Genomic DNA, 19106 nt, shown 5'->3' with positions numbered 1-19106 from the left:
GCGTGTATACAATAATTAAGAGAAAATGGTTTGTCCTTATTGCGTGGATTGCAGTTATTGCCGGATTGTTTTTCCTGGCCCCTAATATGGCTGATCTTGTCCGTGAAAAAGGGCAGGTGGATGTGCCGGAGGAATATTCCTCCAAGCTGGCCGGCCAAATCATGGACGAAGTGCAGAAGCAGGAAGGCGGAGGCGATGAAACCTCTGTGGCCCTTGTTTTCCATGATGATAAAAAGCTGTCGGCAGATCAGATCAAAGAAGCTGAGAAAGCCATCAATGATCTGGAAGCAAATAAAGAGGAACTTGGGATCACGCAGATCCTCTCCCATTTTACAGAAGAAAACCTGAAAGACCAGCTTGTTTCCGATGACGGGAAGTCGATTCTCGCATCATTGAGCATCAGCTGGAACGGCCGCGAAGCAGGCGAGCTGAGCGATGCCCTGTATGAAACCATTGAAGATGCGGATGTTGACCATTATTATACGAGCAACTGGATGATCAATGAAGATCTGACCACCAGCTCTGAGGAAGGCCTGAAGAAAACAGAGGGTATTACCGTTGTGTTCATCCTCGTTGTCTTGCTCCTGGTATTCCGCTCTATCGTGGCGCCGGTCATCCCGCTGCTGACTGTCGGTTTTTCATATCTGGCTTCACAATCGATTGTATCGATCCTGGTGGATAAAGTGGATTTCCCGATTTCCAACTATACGCAGATCTTCCTGGTGGCCGTCCTTTTCGGTATCGGGACTGATTACTGCATCCTGCTGCTAAGCCGGTTTAAAGAAGAATTGGCTCACAGTGAATCAACGGCAGATGCGATTGTAGCCACATATAAGAATGCCGGCCGCACCGTATTTTTCAGCGGATTGGCGGTTATGATCGGCTTTGCGGCCATTGGATTCTCCCAGTTTAAACTGTACCAGTCAGCTTCAGCCGTGGCTGTCGGTGTGGCACTTCTGCTGATCGCCCTGTTCACAGTGGTACCATTCTTTATGGCTGTACTGGGACAAAAGATCTTCTGGCCTTCAAAAAGCACGGCAGAGCATGGAGAAAGCAAGCTTTGGGGTACTGTCGGGCGCTTCTCGCTTGCACGCCCATTCATTGCCCTGTTCATAGTTGCTGCAGTTTGTGTACCATTCCTTGTGGTGTATGACGGAGATCTTTCCTATAACTCCCTGGAGGAAATCAGCGGAGATGTACCGTCCATCAAGGCATTTGATGCCATCAGCGGCAGCTTTGGCCCCGGTGAATCGATGCCGACGCAAATTGTGCTCCAGAACGATGAGCGGATGGATTCTGCTGAATACATCGCTCTCGCAGAAAAAATCAGCCAGGAGCTGGAAAAAGTGGACCTGGTCGATACGGTCCGGTCTGTAACAAGGCCGACAGGTGAGCCGATTGAAGATTTCTTCGTTTCCAAGCAGGCCGAAAGCCTTGAAGATGGCCTTGGCGAAGGAAAAGACGGACTTGACCAGATCAGCGACGGGCTCCAGGAAGCAGGAAGCGAACTGTCTAAATCAGAGCCGGAGCTGGATCAGGCCGTTTCTGGCATTGGCACTTTAATATCGGGAACAGGCGAGATACAGAATGGCCTATCCGAAATCGAAACCAATCTGGCCAAAATTGAAGACGGCCTCCGCCAGGGCACAGCCGGATCCACTGAGCTGAAAAAAGGGCTGGAGAAGACAAAAGCCGGGGCGGAAGAGCTTCTTGTAAATTATAAAAAATTACTTGGAGGATATCAGGAAGCGGCAGACGGAGTAAGCGGTCTGCAAGCTAAATATAATGATATCGGTTCAGGTTTGAATGGTCTTTCAGAAGCCCTTGCAGGCATTAAAACAGATGATTTTGCTGTACTGGAAGATAAGTATCAGGGAATAGCTGAAAATGATTCTTACAAAAAAATTAAAGGAACTGTGCAGAATGTACAGGCAAATATTAAACCTCTGGCAGAAGGCTTGACACAGCTGAATGGCGGGCTGGCAGGCGTAAAGACTGGACTTAATAAGGCAAATGTTAACTTCGGCAAGGCAATCAGCGGCCAGCAGAATTTGGCCGGCGGACTTCAGAAAATCATCACCGGCATCGAACAGCAGCAGGCCGGCCTTGAACAGCTGGCAGACGGCCAGGGCCAGATTGTCAATGGATTCCCGCAGCTGTCAAACGGACTTGCCGGCGTCAATGATGGCCAGAAGCAGCTTCTGGACGGCTTCGGCAGCCTCGGCGGCCAGCTGGGTGAGCTGACTGACGGCCTTAATCAGAGTGTGGATGGGCTGAATCAGGTATCAGACGGACTGGGTTCTGCACAGGACTATCTGTCCGGACTGTCGCAGTCAGATTCCCTGAATGCTTTCTATCTGCCGGAAGAAGTCCTGGAAAGTGATGGTTTCGACCAGGCGGTAGATGCTTATATGTCAAAAGACCGCAAAGTCATGACATTGGATGTTATTTTTGAAGCAAATCCGTATTCAAACGAAGCCATCAATCAGGTTCCTAAAATCAAGGATGCTGTGGAGAGGGCGACAAAGGATACAAAGCTTGAAAATGCGAAACTGGCATTGGGCGGAATTACAAGTACGAACGCAGATCTTGATGAGATGTCAGGCAAGGATTATTCCCGCACAGTCGTGCTGATGCTCGTCGGCATTTCTATCATTCTTGTATTCCTGTTCCGTTCTATCATTATGCCAGTCTATATTATCGGATCACTGATCCTGACGTATTATACGTCCATGGCGATGAACGAAGTGATTTTCGTGGATATTCTCGGCTATACAGGCATCAGCTGGGCCGTGCCGTTCTTTGGATTTGTCATTCTTGTCGCGCTTGGGGTGGATTACAGCATCTTCCTCATGGACCGCTTCAATGAATATAAAGACCTTTCTGTAGCAGACGCGATGCTGATGGCGATGAAGAAGATGGGAACTGTCATCATCTCGGCAGTTGTCATCCTTGGCGGTACATTCGCGGCGATGATGCCATCCGGCATGCTGTCATTGCTGCAGATTGCCTCGATCATCCTGGTCGGACTCCTGCTGTATGCGTTCATCATCCTGCCGCTGTTTATCCCGGTTATGGTGAAAAACTTCGGCCAGGCAAACTGGTGGCCATTCAGAAGGGGAACAAATGAATAAAAGCTGTTAGCTTCTTCTGCACCGTCCTGCTTGGCAGGGCGGTGTTTCTTTATGGCTGCAAATGATTTGGATTATTTTACAAAAATGCTGGCAAAAAGAACGAGTGTCTTATATACTGTGTATATAGATATAAACAGTATAACAGTGGGAGGAATCAAAATTGAATGAATGGAAAGAAGCAATGTGGCTCGTTAAATTCGAACTGGGCAAATCAGCAAGAGGGTTTATACAGCTCATACTCAATACTGTCCTGTTTCTTGGTGTGACCGTTTTAGCTTTTTCGCTCGGTATTGGCAAAACAGCCATTGTGGATTTTATGTTTATGATTTTATTCGGTTTCTCGGCGGCCTGGTCGAGGACAAAAGACTTTCAATCTCAAAAGGTGCAAAGAGATGTATGGGCCTCCCCTTATTTCATGACGCTGAGCCAGCTGCCGATCGGGAAAGGGATTTTGGTGAAAAGCCGTTTTTTGACTTATTTTCTGACTGTTATCCCAGCACAGCTGATCTTCATGATTCTGCTGTACAGCTTTAGTCCAAGTCTGAACAGTGAGCTGGGAATCGGCGGATTTGCCGCCTTTTCGCTTATGTGGCTTTCTTTCAGCATTTTCTTTGGACTGTCTTTCCCGGCGATGGAAGCTGGCGATATGATAAAGCGGACCCGCATGGTCATTTACAGCATTATGCTGTATGGCGGAGGAATTGCAGCTGTCATCCTTATCAATACCTACAGCAGCGGCCTTGTCGGCTGGACGATTATGGCTGCGGGGAAATGGCCGTTATTCACTTCCCTGCTGGCGATTGCAGCGGCACTGGCTTGCACGCTCTTCTATAAAAAATACATGCTGAAGAAAATGTCTACAATCGACTATCTGTCATAGAAAGGAGGAAACCGCTTGGAGCTTCCTATCAGATTATCCAAGGAATCCCGCGTCCCCATCTACCACCAGATTGAGGGCCAGGTAAAAGCTTTGATTGCGAGCGGGGTGCTCCCGGCAGGATCGCCGCTCCCGTCCATCCGCTCCCTCTCTAAGGATCTCGAGGTGAGTGTCATCACAACGAGAAGGGCTTATCAGGATCTTGAATATAAAGGCTTCATCACCACGATTCAGGGAAAGGGAACCTTTGTGGCCGAGGTGGCTGAATCGGAAAAGGCGGATGTTAAACACAGTTCAGTATACCAGGCGCTCGAAAATGGCATCCGGACGGCCATGAGCTATGACTGCACACTTGAAGAAATAGAAGAGATTTTTCATAAAGTGATAGAAAAAATTAAGAACGGGGAGGAATGATCATGCTGCCAATAGAAATCACCGGACTTGAAAAAAATATAGACGGCTTTAAACTGGGCCCTTTGGATGCAAGCTTTGAGCCAGGGACCATCACAGCTTTGATCGGCAATAACTCATCAGGAAAAAGCACCCTATTAAAATTAATGATGAATCTTGCCAAGAGAGACAAGGGAGATATCCGGATAAACGGACAATCGATTTCAGAGGGGGAGTCATGGAAGCAGACCATCGCTTATCAGCCCCAGACACTGAACGGCGTCAGCACGCTTACCGGATATGAGCTGTATTCACTTGTTTCGCGATGGTATCCTTCCTGGGATAAGCAGCTGTTCGACGAGATTGTAAACCTATTTTCAGTTCCCCTTGATAAGCCGTACGGAAAGCTTTCCCAAGGCGTCCAGCAGAAGCTTAATCTTGCATTGACCCTGCCAAGGGATACAGAGATCCTTCTTCTGGATGAACCGTCTGCCTCCATGGATATACCTGCAAAGCATCTTTTAATGGAAGTGCTTGCGAAGTGGATGGAGCGGGGAGATAAGACGATGATCATTGCGACCCATCAGGCAGAGGATATCCGCAAACTGGCCGATTATATCCTTTTTATGAAGGATGGAGAAATCACTGGCCACTTTGAAAAAGATGAATTGGCCCTCAAGTTTAAAAAGTATTGGGTGGGCCAGCTGCCGGATTCCAGCATACCCGGGGAAGTATCACGCCAGGGGGAAAGGATGGTCATAACCTCGGCAGCCATGGAAGCAGAACGTTATTTTAAAAAAGCTGGCATCTCGATTTTGGAGGAAGAGGTGCCGGAGCTTGAGGAAGCGCTGGCCATCATGCTTCAGCAGCCAAAACAGGAAAAGGGGTGGAGAGAGTGAGCGGGAAGGTGCTCTCCGTGGAAGGTATCGTCAAGTCGTATAAAGACAAACAAGTGCTGAAGGATATTTCTTTTTCGGTGCATGAGGGTGAGATCATGGCTATCCTTGGACCGAATGGCGCCGGCAAATCCACCTCGATACGCAGCATCATGGGCATCATTCTGCCTGATGAAGGAGATATCACATTTCACGGGCATTCTTCAGGAAAAAGCATTCCCTGCCACCTGATCGGATACCTGCCTGAAGAAAGGGGCCTTTATAAAAATGTCAAGGTGATGGATATGCTGCTCTATCTTGCGGAGTTAAAGGACTACCCATTGAAAAAGGCAAAAGAGCGGATCTTGGAGTATTTGGCTAAGTTCAATATGGGAGGGAAGGAGAAAGCTAAACTGGAGGAACTGTCCAAAGGGATGGGGCAGAAAATCCAGTTTATCGCCTCTGTCCTTCATGAGCCCCGCCTTCTCATCCTTGACGAGCCTTTTTCCGGGCTTGATCCAGTCAGCCAGGAGGTCTTCAAAAAGGAAATCAGGGAGCTTGCGGATAAAGGGACGGCGATTCTGCTTTCCTCGCATCAGATGAATATGGTAGAGGAAATGTGCGACCGGTTATTTATGATCCATAAAGGGCACAAGGTCCTTGCTGGAACGGTGGAAGAAGTGAAAAAAGAGTATGCGAACTATAAATGCACAATCCGCGGGGAAAATGGAGCGGCAATGCTGGAGAAAATCCCCCATGTGCAGAGGGTGGAGCAAAAAGGCGATGTGTCAGTCCTTTATCTCGACAGCCTTGTTCATCCTGCCAGGTGGCTGAAGCAGCTGCCTGAGGAGCTGGATGTCCACGAGCTGTCCATCGACCGTGTTTCCCTGCATGAAATATTCATAGACATTGCATCGGAAAAGCATCCTGTACAGAAAGAAGGTCATAGAATTGCGCAATAGCTTAAAGGTAGCCAAATGGGAGATAAAACGGAATATGAAAAATAAATCCTTTGTCATTTCGCTTTTGCTGACTCCGTTAAGCTTCCTGTTTTTTGCCATATTGCCAGCCATGATGGACCGTTTCCAAAGCGAGCCCGAGCCGGTTAATGTAATAATAAAGGACGAACTGGGTATCTGGAATGGCACAGAAGGAATCATGGCAGGGCTTGATTGGGAAGTCGAGCTGACAAATGCCTCTGAAAGTGAGATTTTAAATAAGCTTGAAGCTGCTGAGAATACGATTTTTATTCCACTGACAAAGAACGGACTTGATGCTGGACGTTTCCCGATCTATATGAGTGAAGGAGTACCGGATGATATTCTGCAGCAGGCGATGCTGCTGGAGCAGCCCTTGCGCGCCTTTCAGCTGAGCCAGCTGGCGCTTGATGAAGAGGAGCTGGCAGCAGTCTCACAGGATATCAGTTTTGCAGCGGTTGATGCGAAGGAGACGGGCGCTGGAGAGGATATGTATGAACAGCTGATTCCGGGAATCACTGCGGGTGTTGTCCTGTTTTCGGTTGTAATCTCGGGAATGATGATCTTCCAGAGCGCGTCACAGGAAAAGAAAGATAAAATAGCTGAAATTATGCTCTCTTCTCTGACATCCGGTGAACTGATGCAGGGAAAAATCATCGGTTATTTTACCCTTGGCATCATCCAGGTGGCCGTCTGGCTTCTGTTCGTCATCCCGGCTGCATCATGGAGGCTCGATGTCCCGCTGATCCAGTATCTTGCAGCCCCGGAAACGTTGGTCCTTATGCTGTTTGCGATCCTTGGCTATCTGCTGTTTGCCGCAGTTTTTGCAGGGATGGGTGCAACCGTGGAGGATGTAAATTCTGCCAGCAATTTTCAGGGCTTTATACTGATGCTTCCATTTGCACCGCTTTTGTTAATCAAGCCGGTCTTTTCCGATCCTGAAGGAGTGATTGCAATCGCGGGCTCTTTTATCCCCTTCACAGCCCCGGGGGTATGGATCATGAGGCTTTCCGTCATGGAGGAATGGCCATGGGGAGAGATCCTTCTTTCAGCAATCATCCTCCTGGCCAGTATTGCTTTACTGATGAAGGCGGCCGGGAAGATATTTAAGGTTGGCATTTTAATGCACGGCAAAAATGCCACTCCGCAGGAAATGTGGAAGTGGCTGAGTAAAGCGGATTAAAAAGCGAAAGCCTGGATAGACTCTATCCAGGCTTTTATTATTGCCTGATAAATATTCAGAAAATATTGACATATAATATCTCCAAGAATATATTGGACATATTAGACAGGAGTGTGAAGCAATTGAAAAGCAAAGGCATTTATAAGGATTTCTTTTTCCATCCTGATATCATCATCATGTCAGGCCTCTTTGCAGCCGGGCTCATTTGGTATATAGCAGTACTCGGTGCGGGCTGGCAGCTCCTTGCTTTTACAGCAGGGGGAATGCTTACATTTATGTTCAGTGAATATCTCACACACCGCTTCCTGTTCCATCTTAATCCGCCAAAGAATGCTTTGTTTCTGACTTTTTTAAAGCGCGTTCATTATGACCACCACAAATATCCCAATGATTTAAAGTTGCTTTTTCTGCCGGTCTGGTACAGCCTGCCGAACTTATCGGTCCTTGCCCTCATCTTTTTCTTCATTACTGGTTCGCTGCCTGATACGGTATCGTTCAGCCTCGGCCTCGTGCTCATGCTGCTGATCTATGAATGGAAGCATTATGTAGCACACCGCCCGATCAAACCGAAATCCAAATTTGGAATATGGCTGAAAAAAACGCATAGCCTTCACCATTTTAAAAATGAAAACTATTGGTACGGTGTCTCAACTCCTTTTGTCGATGCTCTGTTTGGGACATTAAAGGATGAGAAGGAAGTAGAAACAAGCAAAACGGTGAAGGATCTTGAGGGCAGGAGCAAGGAAAAGAAGCTGTCATCCTAAAGAATATGCTCATCAATGGAAAAAGCTGCCCCATGGCAGCTTTTTCATTTTTTTATAAGTGCTTTGGAAAGCGGATAGATGGTTGAACTTTGAATGATCAAGCTTAAGATGACCGCTGTAAAGGTGAGCGAAATGATCATATCTGCCCTGGTGGTTTGTGCTGCATCGAGGATCAGCAGCAGAACGACCGACATGGTCCCTTTGATGCCGGCCCATGATATGATGGACGATTCACGCCAGCTGAACAGCTTCCTTTCTTTCGGCAGGGCTAGGACGGTTCCATGGATGACAGCAAAGCGGATCAGGATGCTCATAGCAAAAATGACAAAGGCAATGCCCCATTGATCAATGGCCAGATGGCTGGTTGCTTCAATTCCGATCATAAGAAAGACAAGGGAAATAATGGTCGGCTCGATTATTCCCCAGAAGCTGTCGAGAGACTCACGGTAATGGTCTTCCTTATTTGTGTGATTGAACTCCCATGACAGCATGATGCCGGCAGAAACCGTAGCCAGAACACCAGAAACGCCTGCAAGCTCGGCTGCATAGAAGATTCCGTATGAAAGAATGATGCTGAGCATCACCTGATAATCTTTCCGCTCGGTCACATGGACAGCCTTGCTGACGATCCAGCCGCATATTAGTCCAAGAAAAATACCCCCGAGAGATACAAAGAGAAAGTCTTTTGCAAACGAAAAAACCGAAAAAGATTCTCCTCTGGCAAACATCCCTGTCAGCACAGTGAACAGTACAAAGCTTGTCCCGTCATTGATCATGGATTCACCTTCGACGATTTCGCTTACCCTCGGATCGGAGGACGCCTCCTTAAGGATGGAAATGACGGAAACCGGGTCGGTCGGTGTAAGAATGGCCGCAATCATCAGGCTTCCCAGGAAGCTGATGCTAATGAAAAGGTTGGCAAAATAATAAATGGCAGCCCCTAGGAGCAGAGCCGTGATCAAAAGGCCTGCTGTACTCAGGAAACCAATCATGCCTGCATTTTTTTTCAGGGCGGCTGGAGGAAAGCGATATGCTGAAATGAATAATAATGAAGGCAGGAAAATATCGTACAAAATTTCCTTTCCGATATGAAGCGATGCAAAATAGCCTATAAAAGAAAGGCAGATTCCTATCACCACCAATACAGGCGGACCTGGGAACAGCTTTTTCTTTTTATCAATGGTTAAAACAATATAGCCCGCCAAAAGCAGCAGAATTATTTTTATCGGCTCCATGCTCTTTCCCCCTTTCGCATTTTATAGAAAAATTACCCTTTTGCCAGCAGATAGAAACTTATAGCCGAGGGGGTATCAGGATCAGCCGGTGCTGGAAGGATGAATGCCAGTTCTGATAAAAAATGAAGAGGCAGGGGAGTCTGCAGCGCAAAGAAGAGGCTGGCAGGATTACAGACTTACCGTCCAATCTTAAGCCTTATCACCGGTATTAAAGCGCCTGCTATGCAGTATTACAGAAATTCAGATTTGGAGTGTTGACAAAATACCTAGTAGGGTATATTATTGGTTCATAGCCGCCGAACAAAGCGGCGTTCACAAAAGAATGGAGGGGGCATCCTTTGGAATATAATAATGGCACGAAGAATCGGATCAAGCGGGTCGAAGGTCAGATGCGCGGCATTATGCGCATGATTGAAGAAGATGCAGATTGCAAGGATGTCATTACCCAGCTGTCTGCTGCAAGGTCGGCAATTGACCGGGCAATCGGCGTAATCGTGAGCACAAATCTGGTGGAATGCATGAAAGATGCCGATGAAGATGGCACTCTGGAGCCGGAAGAGATGATAAAGGAAGCAGTCAATCTGCTTGTAAGAAGCAGATAAGGTTGACATCCTTTTGGCTTGCCCAATGCCGATCGTTAAAACAAAGAAGGCAATCGGTGAGCTTGAATCAGGGCAGATCTTAGAGGTTCTCGCGACTGACAAAGGAGCAAAGAGCGATCTGACAGCATGGGCTTCATCAACAGGGCATGAACTGGTTGATATGAAGGAAGAAGCAGGCGTATTTACTTTTTACATTAAAAAAGGCTGATTTTTTTGCAGGGTTATATACCCGGCACAGTATAATGGATGAGGGGGATTAGAATGTCAGAGAAGAAAAGAACAACGATTGTCCTTTTTAGCGGAGACTATGATAAAGCAATGGCAGCCTATATCATTGCGAACGGAGCTGCAGCTTATGACCACGAAGTTACCATTTTCCATACTTTCTGGGGATTGAATGCTCTTCGGAAAGATGAGAATACTATGGTTAAAAAAGGATTCATGGAAAAAATGTTCGGCAGGATGATGCCAAGGGGAGCCGATAAAATGGGGCTTTCAAAGATGCACTTCGCAGGGCTTGGGCCTAAGATGATCAAAGGCGTCATGAAAAAGCATAATGCACTCCCGCTGCCGCAGCTGATCGAGATGGCCCAGGAACAGGAAGTAAAACTGGTTGCCTGCACGATGACGATGGATTTGCTCGGACTGCAGCAGGAAGAGCTGCTTGACAATATTGAATATGCTGGTGTTGCAGCTTATCTCGGTGATGCCGAAGACGGCAATGTAAATCTGTTTATATAGGAGGCAAAACAATGGAGAAATGGTCAGCTAAAGAAGTAGAAAGCAAGCTGGAAAAAGGGATGCTTAATATTGTTGATGTCCGGGAAGTGGATGAGGTAAAAGAAGGGCGTATTCCTGATAGTGTCAATATCCCGCTTGGACTCCTTGAATTCCGGATGCATGAGCTTGATAAAAATAAAGAATATGTCCTCGTATGCCGGTCAGGCGGCCGCAGCGGAAGGGCGTGCCAGCTGCTTGAATCCAATGGCTTCAAGGTCGTAAATATGGAGGGCGGAATGCTTGCCTGGGAAGGGCAGACAGAGTAATTTTTTTGAAAAATCATATACCCCGGGAGGTTTAAAGATGACACAGATTAAAACAGATTCCACTCTTGATGCAAAAGGGCTTGCATGCCCTATGCCGATTGTCAAAACGAAGAAGATGATTACGGGTATGAATGCAGGCGAAGTGCTGGAGGTTCTGGCTACGGATAAAGGTTCAAAAGCAGATTTGAAGGCATGGGCTGAAAGTGCCGGCCATCAGTATCTTGGTACTGTTGAAGAGGAAGGCGTATTAAAGCACTATCTCCGCAAAGCAAGCGGCGAAGAGGTACAGGAGAAAAAGCATCCTCATGTTGTCAGCAATGATGATCTTGAGAAGCTTGTGGCAGAAGACGGCGATATCATTGTGCTGGATGTACGGGAATCTGCAGAATATGCTTTCCACCACATTCCTGGCGCTGTCTCCATCCCATTAGGAGAGCTGGAGGAACGCGCCGGAGAACTGGACAGTGACGCGCCGGTCTATGTAGTCTGCCGGACAGGCAGCAGAAGCGATCTTGCTGCAAGGATCCTTGATGCCAAAGGCTTCAAGGATGTCAAAAATGTGATCCCCGGCATGAGCCAGTGGAACGGACCATCAGCCAGTATGAATCAATAAAAAATTTTACACCGAAATATACGGTAGGGGGTAATTGGGTTGACTGTAAAAGCAATGACTGCTAAAGAAGCTGCAGGAAAAGTAATTCAAAAAGAAGAAATGTTCATTCTTGATGTCCGCAATCATGATGCATTCGAGGATTGGAAAATTGAAGGAGACCATTTTGAATATTTGAATATCCCTTATTTCGACCTTTTGGAAGGCGTCGGGGAGATTATGGAAAAGCTGCCGGCAGATAAAGATATCCTGGTTGTATGTGCCAAGGAAGGTTCATCTGTAATGGTAGCTGAGATGCTTTCCGATGAAGGGCTGGATGTATCTTATCTGCAGGGCGGAATGAAGCTATGGAGCGAGCATCTTGAACCGGTCAAAGTTGGGGACCTGAAGGACGGCGGAGAGCTGTACCAGTTTGTGCGCCTCGGGAAAGGCTGCCTTTCTTATATGGCGATTTCCGGCGGGGAAGCGGCCATTATTGATGCAGCCCGGATGACGGAAGTATACAGAGGGTTTGCTGATGAAAAAGGAGCAGCGATCAAGCATGTGTTTGACACACATCTTCATGCCGACCATATTTCCGGAGGAAGAATGCTTGCTGAACAGACTGGCGCTAGCTACTGGCTGCCGCCAAAGGATGCCGGCGAAGTCACTTTCGATTACAGCAGCCTTGAAGGTGGAAGAACTGTGGAAATCGGCACAACTGCTATTGATATACATGCATTGTACTCTCCTGGCCATACGATTGGATCAACATCTTTCGTGATTGATGGGCGATACTTGCTTTCTGGCGATATTTTATTCATCGACAGCATTGGCCGCCCTGATCTGGCCGGCCTGGCAGACGACTGGGTAGGGGATCTGCGTGAGACACTGTATAAGCGATACCGCGATCTGTCGGAAGAGCTGCTGGTTCTGCCGGCCCATTTCATGATCATTGATGAATTGAATCATGATGGTTCTGTTTCAAAGAAGCTGGGCACATTATTTGCAGAAAACCATGGTCTGAACATCAGCGACGAGTCAGAATTCCGCAGGCTGGTCACCGAAAACCTCCCGCCGCAGCCGAATGCCTATCAGGAAATCCGCAAAACCAATATGGGCAGAATCACTCCTGATGAAGAAGAGCAGCGTGAAATGGAAATAGGTCCAAACCGCTGTGCTGTCAGATAATAACAGGGAAATGCCTGCCAGTACCCCTGCAGGCATTTTTCTGAAAAAGGGAGGATGAGAACCATGAGCATTGAATTAATCATCGTCATTTTCCTGCTTGGCTTTGCTGGATCGTTTATTTCCGGACTGCTTGGCATAGGCGGTGCGATCATCAATTATCCTATGCTGCTGTATATGCCGGCTCTTTTGGGTTTGGCTTCATTCACTGCGCATGAAGTGACCGGCATCAGTGCGGTCCAGGTGCTATTTGCGACACTCGGCGGTGTATGGGCTTATCGCAAAGGCGGATTCTTAAATAAGTCTCTGATCCTTTATATGGGAATCAGCATCCTTGCCGGAAGCATGATCGGCGGATTCGGTTCGAAATTCCTGCCTGAAGCAGGCATCAACCTTGTGTATGGCATACTGGCATTGATTGCGGCAGTGATGATGTTCATTCCGAAGAAGGGGATCGATGATGTACCGCTCGATGAGGTCGTTTTTAATAAGTGGCTTGCTGCTTCCCTTGCCCTCATCGTCGGCATAGGTGCAGGAATCGTCGGTGCCGGCGGAGCCTTCCTGCTTGTTCCGATTATGCTTGTTATCCTGAAAATCCCAACAAGGATGACGATTGCATCTTCCCTTGCCATCACATTTATTTCTTCCATCGGTGCAACAGCGGCTAAGATTTCGACCGGACAGGTGGAATATCTGCCGGCCCTGATCATGGTTGCGGCAAGCCTGCTGGCTTCCCCACTTGGGGCGAAGGCCGGGAAAAAGGCCAATACGAAAGTGCTGCAAGTAATCCTGGCTGTCCTGATCTTTGCTACAGCTATTAAGATATGGATGGATATTTTATAAAAAAAGCAGACCGGTGAGGGTCTGCTTTTCTGCATTTTTTATGGATTGGTCGACCACATTCCGGCATTTTTAATAAAAATGCGCGGGTTCAGCTTCAGCTGGGCAACCATGTATTCTGCCAAATCTTCTGGCTGCATGACTTTTTCAGGATTTCCGTCAGTCAGATTTGTTTCAATTGCAAGATCTGTCGCCACAGTGCTCGGCGTCAGGGCACTGACCCGGATATTATGCTTTCTGACCTCAAGCATCAGTGATTCTGTCAAGCCGAGGACGGCAAATTTGGAAGCACTGTAGGCGCTGGTCACAGGAGCCCCTTTTTGGCCTGCACTTGAAGAGATATTGATTATATCGCCGGATTTTCTTTCGATCATTCCAGGCAGGACCGCACGTGTTACATGGTAGACGCCCATCAGGTTTACCTGAATGATGTCTTCCCACTCCTGCGGGGAAAGCTCCAGGAAGCCGCCGAATTTAGCGATGCCTGCATTGTTGATCAGGATATCGATCTGGCCAAGCTCAGAAGTTATTTTCTCAACGGCTTTGTTGACGGACTCGCTGTCCTGGACATCGGCAGCTGCAATAGAGACTTTTACGTCAAACTCTTTCAGCTCTTCGGCTGCTTTTTCAAGATTGGAAAGAGTCCTTCCGAGCAGGCCGACAGAAATGCCTTCCTTGGCGAAAGCAATTGCTGCTGCACGGCCGATGCCGCGGCCGGCGCCTGTGATTAAAGCTGTTTTTCCTTTTAGGCTTTGCATAAGATCACTCCTTTTAATGATATGATACTACTCCAAATTGGCATGCCTGCCAAACATTTTGGCTGAATCAAGTCCTTTTTTCTCCATGACGCGGAGGATGATGGCATCATAAAGCAGAAGAAGGGACTGCTCGAACAGTGATCCCATCGGCTGGATGGTGGAAAGCCCGCCTTCATTCTGATCCTTTGTCGCGCCCGGCATTTTGACAGTGATGTCAGCAAGGCTGGCGATGGATGAGTCAGGGACTATTGTAGCGGCTGCTATTTTGCCGCCGATCGACCTGGCTTTTTCAGCCATGGAAACGAGGCTCTTTGTCTCGCCGGAGCCCGACCCGATGATCAGAAGATCATTCTCCTCGAAGCCCGGCGTGACGGTTTCGCCGATGACATAGGCGTTGACCCCCATATGCATGAGTCTCATGGCAAAGGATTTCGCCATGAAGCCTGACCTGCCGGCACCTGCTGTGAACACTTTTCCGGATTCTAGTATCTGGCTTGCGAGTGCTTCCGCCTGCCCTGGGTCAATTGCTTCTGCTGCATGCTCCAGCTCGCTCAGAATCTTTTTCAGGTATTCTGCAGTATCCATCATCTTACCCTTGCTTGATGATTTCCTGCATTTTGCTTGCAGCTGCTTTTTTATCGTCCTGGCTGGTGATGCCTCCGCCGACGATGACCAGATCCGGCTGAGCCTTGACCACTTCCGGAAGGGTCTCAAGCTTGATTCCGCCCGCAATGGCTGTTTTGGCATTTTTTACAACGCTTTTAATTGTTTTCAGGTCTTCAAAAGAGTTCTGGCCGACAGCTTGCAGGTCATAGCCGGTGTGTACGCAAATATAGTCAACGCCAAGCTCGTCCAGTTCTTTTGCACGCCCTTCGAGGTCCTTGACGGCAATCATATCAACAAGGATTTTTTTGCCTTGCTTTTTCGCTTCTTCCACTGCGCCTTTGATGGACTCGTCTTCAGCAGCGCCGAGGATCGTGATGATGTCTGCGCCAGCTTCAGATGCCTTCATGACTTCATATCCTGCTGCATCCATGATCTTCAGGTCGGCAAGCACTTTCAGGTTAGGGAATGCTTCTTTAACTTCTTTAACGGCTTTGAGGCCTTCATTTATAACAACAGGAGTGCCGATTTCAACGACATCGATATGCTCCTCTACTTCTTTCACCAACTCGATTGCTTCAGGAATGTTTACCAGGTCTAATGCTAATTGTAATTCCATTTCTTTCACTCCTTCAAAATTGTCTGGGATGAACTGTGTTATTGAATATCACAGTATGAATGTCATTATAGAGATAACGACTCTCGATTGTAAGTACGCACTTTATTTTTACATAGTGCCTAAAAGTATACTAATGAGTTATAATAGGCTTTGGAGGTGGTTGGGATGTCCCGAATGCTGGATAAAACCTTTAACTGTGAAAAAGAACTGACTCTTTCCGTGATTGGCGGAAAGTGGAAAATGATTATTTTATGGCACCTGGGCAAAGAAGGCACCAAACGATTTGGTGAACTTAAAGCTCTTATACCGGGCATTACCCAGCGCATGCTTGTCAACCAGCTGCGTGAGCTGGAGGAAGATGCAATCGTCCACCGCGAAGTTTATCCTGTCGTGCCGCCGAAGGTCGAATATTCCCTTACTGAACAGGGCAGGACGCTCATGCCAATCCTGGACAGCATGTACAGCTGGGGAAAAAATTATATGGAAACCGTCTTAAACTCTGGCCAGGATACCGATCAGACTGCAAAGTGACGAAAAAAGATTGCTTCATGCGAAGCAGTCTTTTTTGTTTTTCACTTTATTAAGTTGTCCTGCCGGCTGGATTTTAGCAGCAGCAGAAGTAGAAAATTAAGCGGCTGTTTGCGATTCCCTTTTATGGCCCGGAAGAAAACCTGCAGTGCGGCAGACGGCTAACGATTTTGGCCATGAAGGGTTCCTGAAATACCAGCATCTCTCCTGAAGCAATGGGAAAAAGAGGCAGAGCGAGTTCTGCCTCCTGTTGTCATAAAGCTGGAATGCCAATGATTCGTCTGTTAATCTGCCGCTTCCTCATAGGTGATTGCCTGCTTTCCAATCTGCTCCCAGCCGGCTATGAACTCTTCCCGCGGGAGCTTGCGGTTTTTTTTGTCGAGAGGGTCGTTAACATAGAGGTTTTCTTCATCAAATCCTGTGACAAGGACTGAATGCATGCTGTAGGTGACTTTGACAGGCCCGCTTTGGGTCTCCCATGTTTCCCACTCGCTTTCAGGAAGCCTATCGAAGGTGCTGGTGACGATGACCCAGACAGGGCGGCCATCTTCGACCTGCTCCAGGACAGAGTCAAAGCTTTCACCTGTCATGTCTTTTATTTTCCCCGGCAGATAGTTTTCTGCCAGTTCGGCGACCGGTTCATGATAAACGCCAAGGCCAGGCTCATCCATTGTCTGCATATTGCCGACGAATCCTTCATGGATATTGCCGCGGACACCATTTTCCTCGAAAGGCACCCGCTTGATTTCTTCGGAAAGGGTCATTTTGTCAACAGAGACACCAGCATCCTGGAGGAGCATGGCAAGAGTAGTCACTTCGCAGCCCCTCATCAGCTCAGGCTTCTGGGAAATATGCGGGGCATCGATCATCATCTGCTCGGCTGTCTGCTCCTCGGCTGGCCTGGAGACAGCTTCTTCTTCGGGACCGCTGCTGTCAGAACAGCCGGCAAGCACAATAACTGCAGCTATCATTGCTTTTTTCAAAGAATTTCTCTCCTTTAGCGTTTTTATTGTCCTTTCCCTTTTAACCGATGAATTAACCTGAAGCAGCATGCCGGGGCCTTAGTGAAGGACTGGCAGGTAATTTCTCTTTTACAGAAGGTTTTTTATATTCCGGCTCGAATAGTAGAGGGTGATGAGAAAATATCAGGGAGGAGGCAGCAGATTGGGAAATGGATTATATCTGATGATGGAAGAGTATATGGAACTGGCCGACCGTTATCTGCCAGGCATGCTGGAAGGCCTGTATATCCATGGCTCTGCCGCGCTCGGGGCTTATCTGCCGGGCAAAAGCGATATTGACTTTATCGCGGTAACAAAAGGGATCCTGGAACAGGAAGAAGCAGGGCGGCTGCAGAAGGTCCATAAAGATTTTGCCACAAGGCATCAATATCCTGAACTGGATGGCTGTTATCTGGTATGGGACGATCTTGGCAGCCTCTCGAAAGAACTGCGCTATGTCTATAATGGCGGAGAGCTGGCAGAGGGTGTTCCGTTTAATCCTGTTATGTGGAGAATTTTAAAAGATCAAGGCATAGGATTAAGGGGCCCAGACATATCAGATCTTTCTTTCCCTGTTCGGGAGGAGGACCTGGCTGAATATATCAGGGAGAACAGCCAGTCGTACTGGCGGAAAAGAACGGAGGCAATGAAAGCTGACCCGAAAAGAATTATGGCTCTTCCGGCAGAGATGATTTATGAAGAGCTGGAGTGGAGCATATTGGGCCTGCTGCGGCAGTTTTATACCATTCGGGAGAACGGGATCACCTCCAAAGCAGGGGCAGGGAAATATGGGCTCAAGCATATGCCGGATAAATGGCATTCAGTGATTGAATTGGCATTGCTTGTCCGGAAGGGAGATACACCTCCGGCAGCACCTGAACAAGATGTGATCACGGATGCGCTTCAGCTGATGGATCATTTATCTTCGTCCATCCTGAAAGAAAAGAAGGGCCTTCCTTCCTAATGAGGGGCCCTTTCCGGATTAATAAATGCTGACATCACCGCTGGAAACATCAACCTTGATTTCATGTTTGCCTTCCTTATTGATGCCGCTTATGCGGTTGTCTGTCACTTCTTTTTGGTTCATGGGAACATCTGCATGAATGTCACCGCTGCTGTATTGGGCATCAAGTGTAAAGCTGGCATTGTCAGGCAAGTCGAGCTGTACATCGCCTGAGCTGACATCAAGGTCGATAGGTGCCGCAAGCTTTTTCATTTTGATGCCGAGCTCTCCTGATGCGATGCCGGCCTCAAGTTTTCCTTCTAAGCTGTCAATGGTGGTGCTGCCTGAGCTGATTTCAAGGTCTGCTTCTTCTGCTTTCAATGAAGAGATGAATAGTTCTCCAGATGCGCCGTTAAGCTCAAATTCCCGTACTTGAAGGTCTCCGAGCATAACATCTCCTGAGCTCATATCCAGAGAGACGTCCCGCAGCTTTATCGGTTCATTGCCGGCAAAATCAAAATCCCCGGATCCGAGATTAATGTCCAGATCTTTGTCATAGTCTTGAGGAATATAAATGCTGAGCTCTGTCTTTTCAAAGCCGCCGAACCAGTGAGGCCATTTTCGTTTATAATCGACCTTTATTGTCCTGCCGTTTTTCTTCACGTCCACTTCACCCTTGCCATCCAGAACGGCTTCAACGGTATCTCTTTCTTCCTGGATGATAGTTGTCTCTACTCCTGACACATTTACTTCAATCCGGCTTACCCGTTCGGCTGAAGCTTTTTCCTTTCCGTTTGCGCCCAGGCCCAGCCAGCTGAATTGGCTGAAGCTTGTAAAGGCCAGATAAAGACCGGTGATAACCAGGAATAACAGAATGATTTTTTTCATATGGAAACCTCTTTCTATATTATATTTAGCATTAAATGTCCTTGTTTGTATTCTACCGGAAGATCC

22 protein-coding genes are annotated in these 19106 nt (G+C 47.7%); 16 read left to right on the top strand and 6 right to left on the bottom strand.

Features of this window, described 5'->3' with window-relative positions; genetic code table 11:
- The first annotated feature begins 2 nt into the window (after positions 1-2).
- From FZD51_RS06425 to FZD51_RS06395, 7 genes are all read left to right on the top strand, one after another.
- Positions 3-3134: an MMPL family transporter gene (locus FZD51_RS06425; protein ID WP_148974006.1), complete on the top strand. Its 3132-nt coding sequence runs from the start codon at positions 3-5 to the stop codon at positions 3132-3134.
- A gap of 160 nt (positions 3135-3294) precedes the next feature.
- On the top strand, positions 3295-4014 hold the full coding sequence (locus FZD51_RS06420) for a hypothetical protein (RefSeq protein ID WP_148974005.1): 720 nt from the start codon (positions 3295-3297) through the stop codon (positions 4012-4014).
- Positions 4015-4029: 15 nt separating this feature from the next.
- Entirely contained in the window at positions 4030-4425 is a 396-nt protein-coding gene (locus tag FZD51_RS06415) for a GntR family transcriptional regulator (protein ID WP_148974004.1), read from the top strand.
- A gap of 2 nt (positions 4426-4427) precedes the next feature.
- Positions 4428-5300, top strand: a complete 873-nt coding sequence (locus FZD51_RS06410; protein WP_187445645.1) for an ATP-binding cassette domain-containing protein — start codon at positions 4428-4430, stop codon at positions 5298-5300.
- Positions 5297-6238, top strand: a complete 942-nt coding sequence (locus tag FZD51_RS06405) for an ABC transporter ATP-binding protein (protein ID WP_148974002.1) — start codon at positions 5297-5299, stop codon at positions 6236-6238. The genes FZD51_RS06410 and FZD51_RS06405 overlap by 4 nt, the downstream gene beginning before the upstream one ends.
- A gap of 34 nt (positions 6239-6272) precedes the next feature.
- Entirely contained in the window at positions 6273-7436 is a 1164-nt protein-coding gene (locus FZD51_RS06400; RefSeq protein ID WP_148974001.1) for an ABC transporter permease, read from the top strand.
- Between the two features lie 176 nt (positions 7437-7612).
- Positions 7613-8200, top strand: coding sequence for a sterol desaturase family protein (locus FZD51_RS06395; RefSeq protein WP_262380794.1), 588 nt, complete (start codon positions 7613-7615; stop codon positions 8198-8200).
- Between the two features lie 44 nt (positions 8201-8244).
- On the opposite strand, the gene FZD51_RS06390 is transcribed toward FZD51_RS06395, so the two are convergent.
- A complete protein-coding gene (locus FZD51_RS06390; protein WP_148973999.1) occupies positions 8245-9435 on the bottom strand; it encodes a cation:proton antiporter in 1191 nt (396 codons plus the stop codon).
- Positions 9436-9773: 338 nt separating this feature from the next.
- Here FZD51_RS06390 and FZD51_RS06385 point away from each other — a divergent pair, with 338 nt between their 5' ends.
- The 7 genes from FZD51_RS06385 (at position 9774) to FZD51_RS06355 (ending at position 13703) form a co-directional block, all read left to right on the top strand.
- Positions 9774-10037 carry a metal-sensitive transcriptional regulator gene (locus FZD51_RS06385; RefSeq protein WP_148973998.1) on the top strand — a complete coding sequence of 88 codons (264 nt, stop codon included), beginning with the start codon at positions 9774-9776 and terminating at the stop codon, positions 10035-10037.
- A gap of 25 nt (positions 10038-10062) precedes the next feature.
- On the top strand, positions 10063-10245 hold the full coding sequence (locus tag FZD51_RS06380) for a sulfurtransferase TusA family protein (RefSeq protein WP_148974255.1): 183 nt from the start codon (positions 10063-10065) through the stop codon (positions 10243-10245).
- A 53-nt stretch (positions 10246-10298) separates the two neighbouring features.
- On the top strand, positions 10299-10778 hold the full coding sequence (locus FZD51_RS06375; RefSeq protein ID WP_148973997.1) for a DsrE/DsrF/DrsH-like family protein: 480 nt from the start codon (positions 10299-10301) through the stop codon (positions 10776-10778).
- Positions 10779-10789: 11 nt separating this feature from the next.
- Positions 10790-11083: a rhodanese-like domain-containing protein gene (locus FZD51_RS06370; RefSeq protein WP_148973996.1), complete on the top strand. Its 294-nt coding sequence runs from the start codon at positions 10790-10792 to the stop codon at positions 11081-11083.
- 37 nt (positions 11084-11120) lie between these two features.
- On the top strand, positions 11121-11696 hold the full coding sequence (locus tag FZD51_RS06365; protein WP_148973995.1) for a sulfurtransferase TusA family protein: 576 nt from the start codon (positions 11121-11123) through the stop codon (positions 11694-11696).
- Between the two features lie 39 nt (positions 11697-11735).
- Positions 11736-12863, top strand: coding sequence for an MBL fold metallo-hydrolase (locus FZD51_RS06360; protein WP_148973994.1), 1128 nt, complete (start codon positions 11736-11738; stop codon positions 12861-12863).
- Between the two features lie 63 nt (positions 12864-12926).
- A complete protein-coding gene (locus tag FZD51_RS06355; RefSeq protein ID WP_148973993.1) occupies positions 12927-13703 on the top strand; it encodes a sulfite exporter TauE/SafE family protein in 777 nt (258 codons plus the stop codon).
- Positions 13704-13741: 38 nt separating this feature from the next.
- Here the strand turns inward: FZD51_RS06355 and FZD51_RS06350 are convergent, their stop codons facing one another.
- Genes FZD51_RS06350 through hxlA form a run of 3 tightly spaced genes read right to left on the bottom strand, consistent with a single transcriptional unit; the run spans position 13742 to position 15680 of the window.
- Positions 13742-14458: a 3-ketoacyl-ACP reductase gene (locus FZD51_RS06350; protein WP_148973992.1), complete on the bottom strand. Its 717-nt coding sequence runs from the start codon at positions 14456-14458 to the stop codon at positions 13742-13744.
- A 27-nt stretch (positions 14459-14485) separates the two neighbouring features.
- Positions 14486-15043, bottom strand: a complete 558-nt coding sequence (gene hxlB / locus FZD51_RS06345) for a 6-phospho-3-hexuloisomerase (RefSeq protein WP_148974254.1) — start codon at positions 15041-15043, stop codon at positions 14486-14488.
- A 4-nt stretch (positions 15044-15047) separates the two neighbouring features.
- Positions 15048-15680 carry a 3-hexulose-6-phosphate synthase gene (gene hxlA, locus FZD51_RS06340; protein ID WP_009793119.1) on the bottom strand — a complete coding sequence of 211 codons (633 nt, stop codon included), beginning with the start codon at positions 15678-15680 and terminating at the stop codon, positions 15048-15050.
- 165 nt (positions 15681-15845) lie between these two features.
- Between hxlA and hxlR the strand changes: the two genes are divergently transcribed.
- Positions 15846-16211: a transcriptional activator HxlR gene (gene hxlR, locus FZD51_RS06335; RefSeq protein WP_148973991.1), complete on the top strand. Its 366-nt coding sequence runs from the start codon at positions 15846-15848 to the stop codon at positions 16209-16211.
- A gap of 281 nt (positions 16212-16492) precedes the next feature.
- On the opposite strand, the gene FZD51_RS06330 is transcribed toward hxlR, so the two are convergent.
- A complete protein-coding gene (locus tag FZD51_RS06330) occupies positions 16493-17191 on the bottom strand; it encodes a C39 family peptidase (RefSeq protein WP_148973990.1) in 699 nt (232 codons plus the stop codon).
- 181 nt (positions 17192-17372) lie between these two features.
- On the opposite strand from FZD51_RS06330, the gene FZD51_RS06325 reads away from it, so the two are divergent.
- Positions 17373-18173, top strand: coding sequence for an aminoglycoside adenylyltransferase domain-containing protein (locus FZD51_RS06325; RefSeq protein WP_187445644.1), 801 nt, complete (start codon positions 17373-17375; stop codon positions 18171-18173).
- Positions 18174-18191: 18 nt separating this feature from the next.
- On the opposite strand, the gene liaG is transcribed toward FZD51_RS06325, so the two are convergent.
- Positions 18192-19040: a LiaG family protein gene (gene liaG, locus FZD51_RS06320; RefSeq protein ID WP_148973988.1), complete on the bottom strand. Its 849-nt coding sequence runs from the start codon at positions 19038-19040 to the stop codon at positions 18192-18194.
- Positions 19041-19106: the final 66 nt, after the last annotated feature.

It is taken from the genome of Bacillus infantis (assembly GCF_008180445.1).
GTDB lineage: Bacteria > Bacillota > Bacilli > Bacillales > Cytobacillaceae > Bacillus_AB > Bacillus_AB infantis_B.
Note: the sequence above shows the minus strand (reverse complement) of the source record. Positions and strands in the feature narration are given on the sequence as shown.

Coding starts and splice junctions, on each gene's coding strand:
- FZD51_RS06410 (WP_187445645.1), top strand. CDS start 4,428: ATGCTGCCAATAGAAATCACCGGACTTGAAAAAAATATAGACGGCTTT.
- FZD51_RS06400 (WP_148974001.1), top strand. CDS start 6,273: ATGAAAAATAAATCCTTTGTCATTTCGCTTTTGCTGACTCCGTTAAGC.
- FZD51_RS06395 (WP_262380794.1), top strand. CDS start 7,613: ATGTCAGGCCTCTTTGCAGCCGGGCTCATTTGGTATATAGCAGTACTC.
- FZD51_RS06390 (WP_148973999.1), bottom strand. CDS start 9,435: ATGGAGCCGATAAAAATAATTCTGCTGCTTTTGGCGGGCTATATTGTT.
- FZD51_RS06380 (WP_148974255.1), top strand. CDS start 10,063: ATGCCGATCGTTAAAACAAAGAAGGCAATCGGTGAGCTTGAATCAGGG.
- FZD51_RS06375 (WP_148973997.1), top strand. CDS start 10,299: ATGTCAGAGAAGAAAAGAACAACGATTGTCCTTTTTAGCGGAGACTAT.
- FZD51_RS06370 (WP_148973996.1), top strand. CDS start 10,790: ATGGAGAAATGGTCAGCTAAAGAAGTAGAAAGCAAGCTGGAAAAAGGG.
- FZD51_RS06365 (WP_148973995.1), top strand. CDS start 11,121: ATGACACAGATTAAAACAGATTCCACTCTTGATGCAAAAGGGCTTGCA.
- FZD51_RS06355 (WP_148973993.1), top strand. CDS start 12,927: ATGAGCATTGAATTAATCATCGTCATTTTCCTGCTTGGCTTTGCTGGA.
- FZD51_RS06350 (WP_148973992.1), bottom strand. CDS start 14,458: ATGCAAAGCCTAAAAGGAAAAACAGCTTTAATCACAGGCGCCGGCCGC.
- hxlB (WP_148974254.1), bottom strand. CDS start 15,043: ATGGATACTGCAGAATACCTGAAAAAGATTCTGAGCGAGCTGGAGCAT.
- hxlA (WP_009793119.1), bottom strand. CDS start 15,680: ATGGAATTACAATTAGCATTAGACCTGGTAAACATTCCTGAAGCAATC.
- hxlR (WP_148973991.1), top strand. CDS start 15,846: ATGTCCCGAATGCTGGATAAAACCTTTAACTGTGAAAAAGAACTGACT.
- liaG (WP_148973988.1), bottom strand. CDS start 19,040: ATGAAAAAAATCATTCTGTTATTCCTGGTTATCACCGGTCTTTATCTG.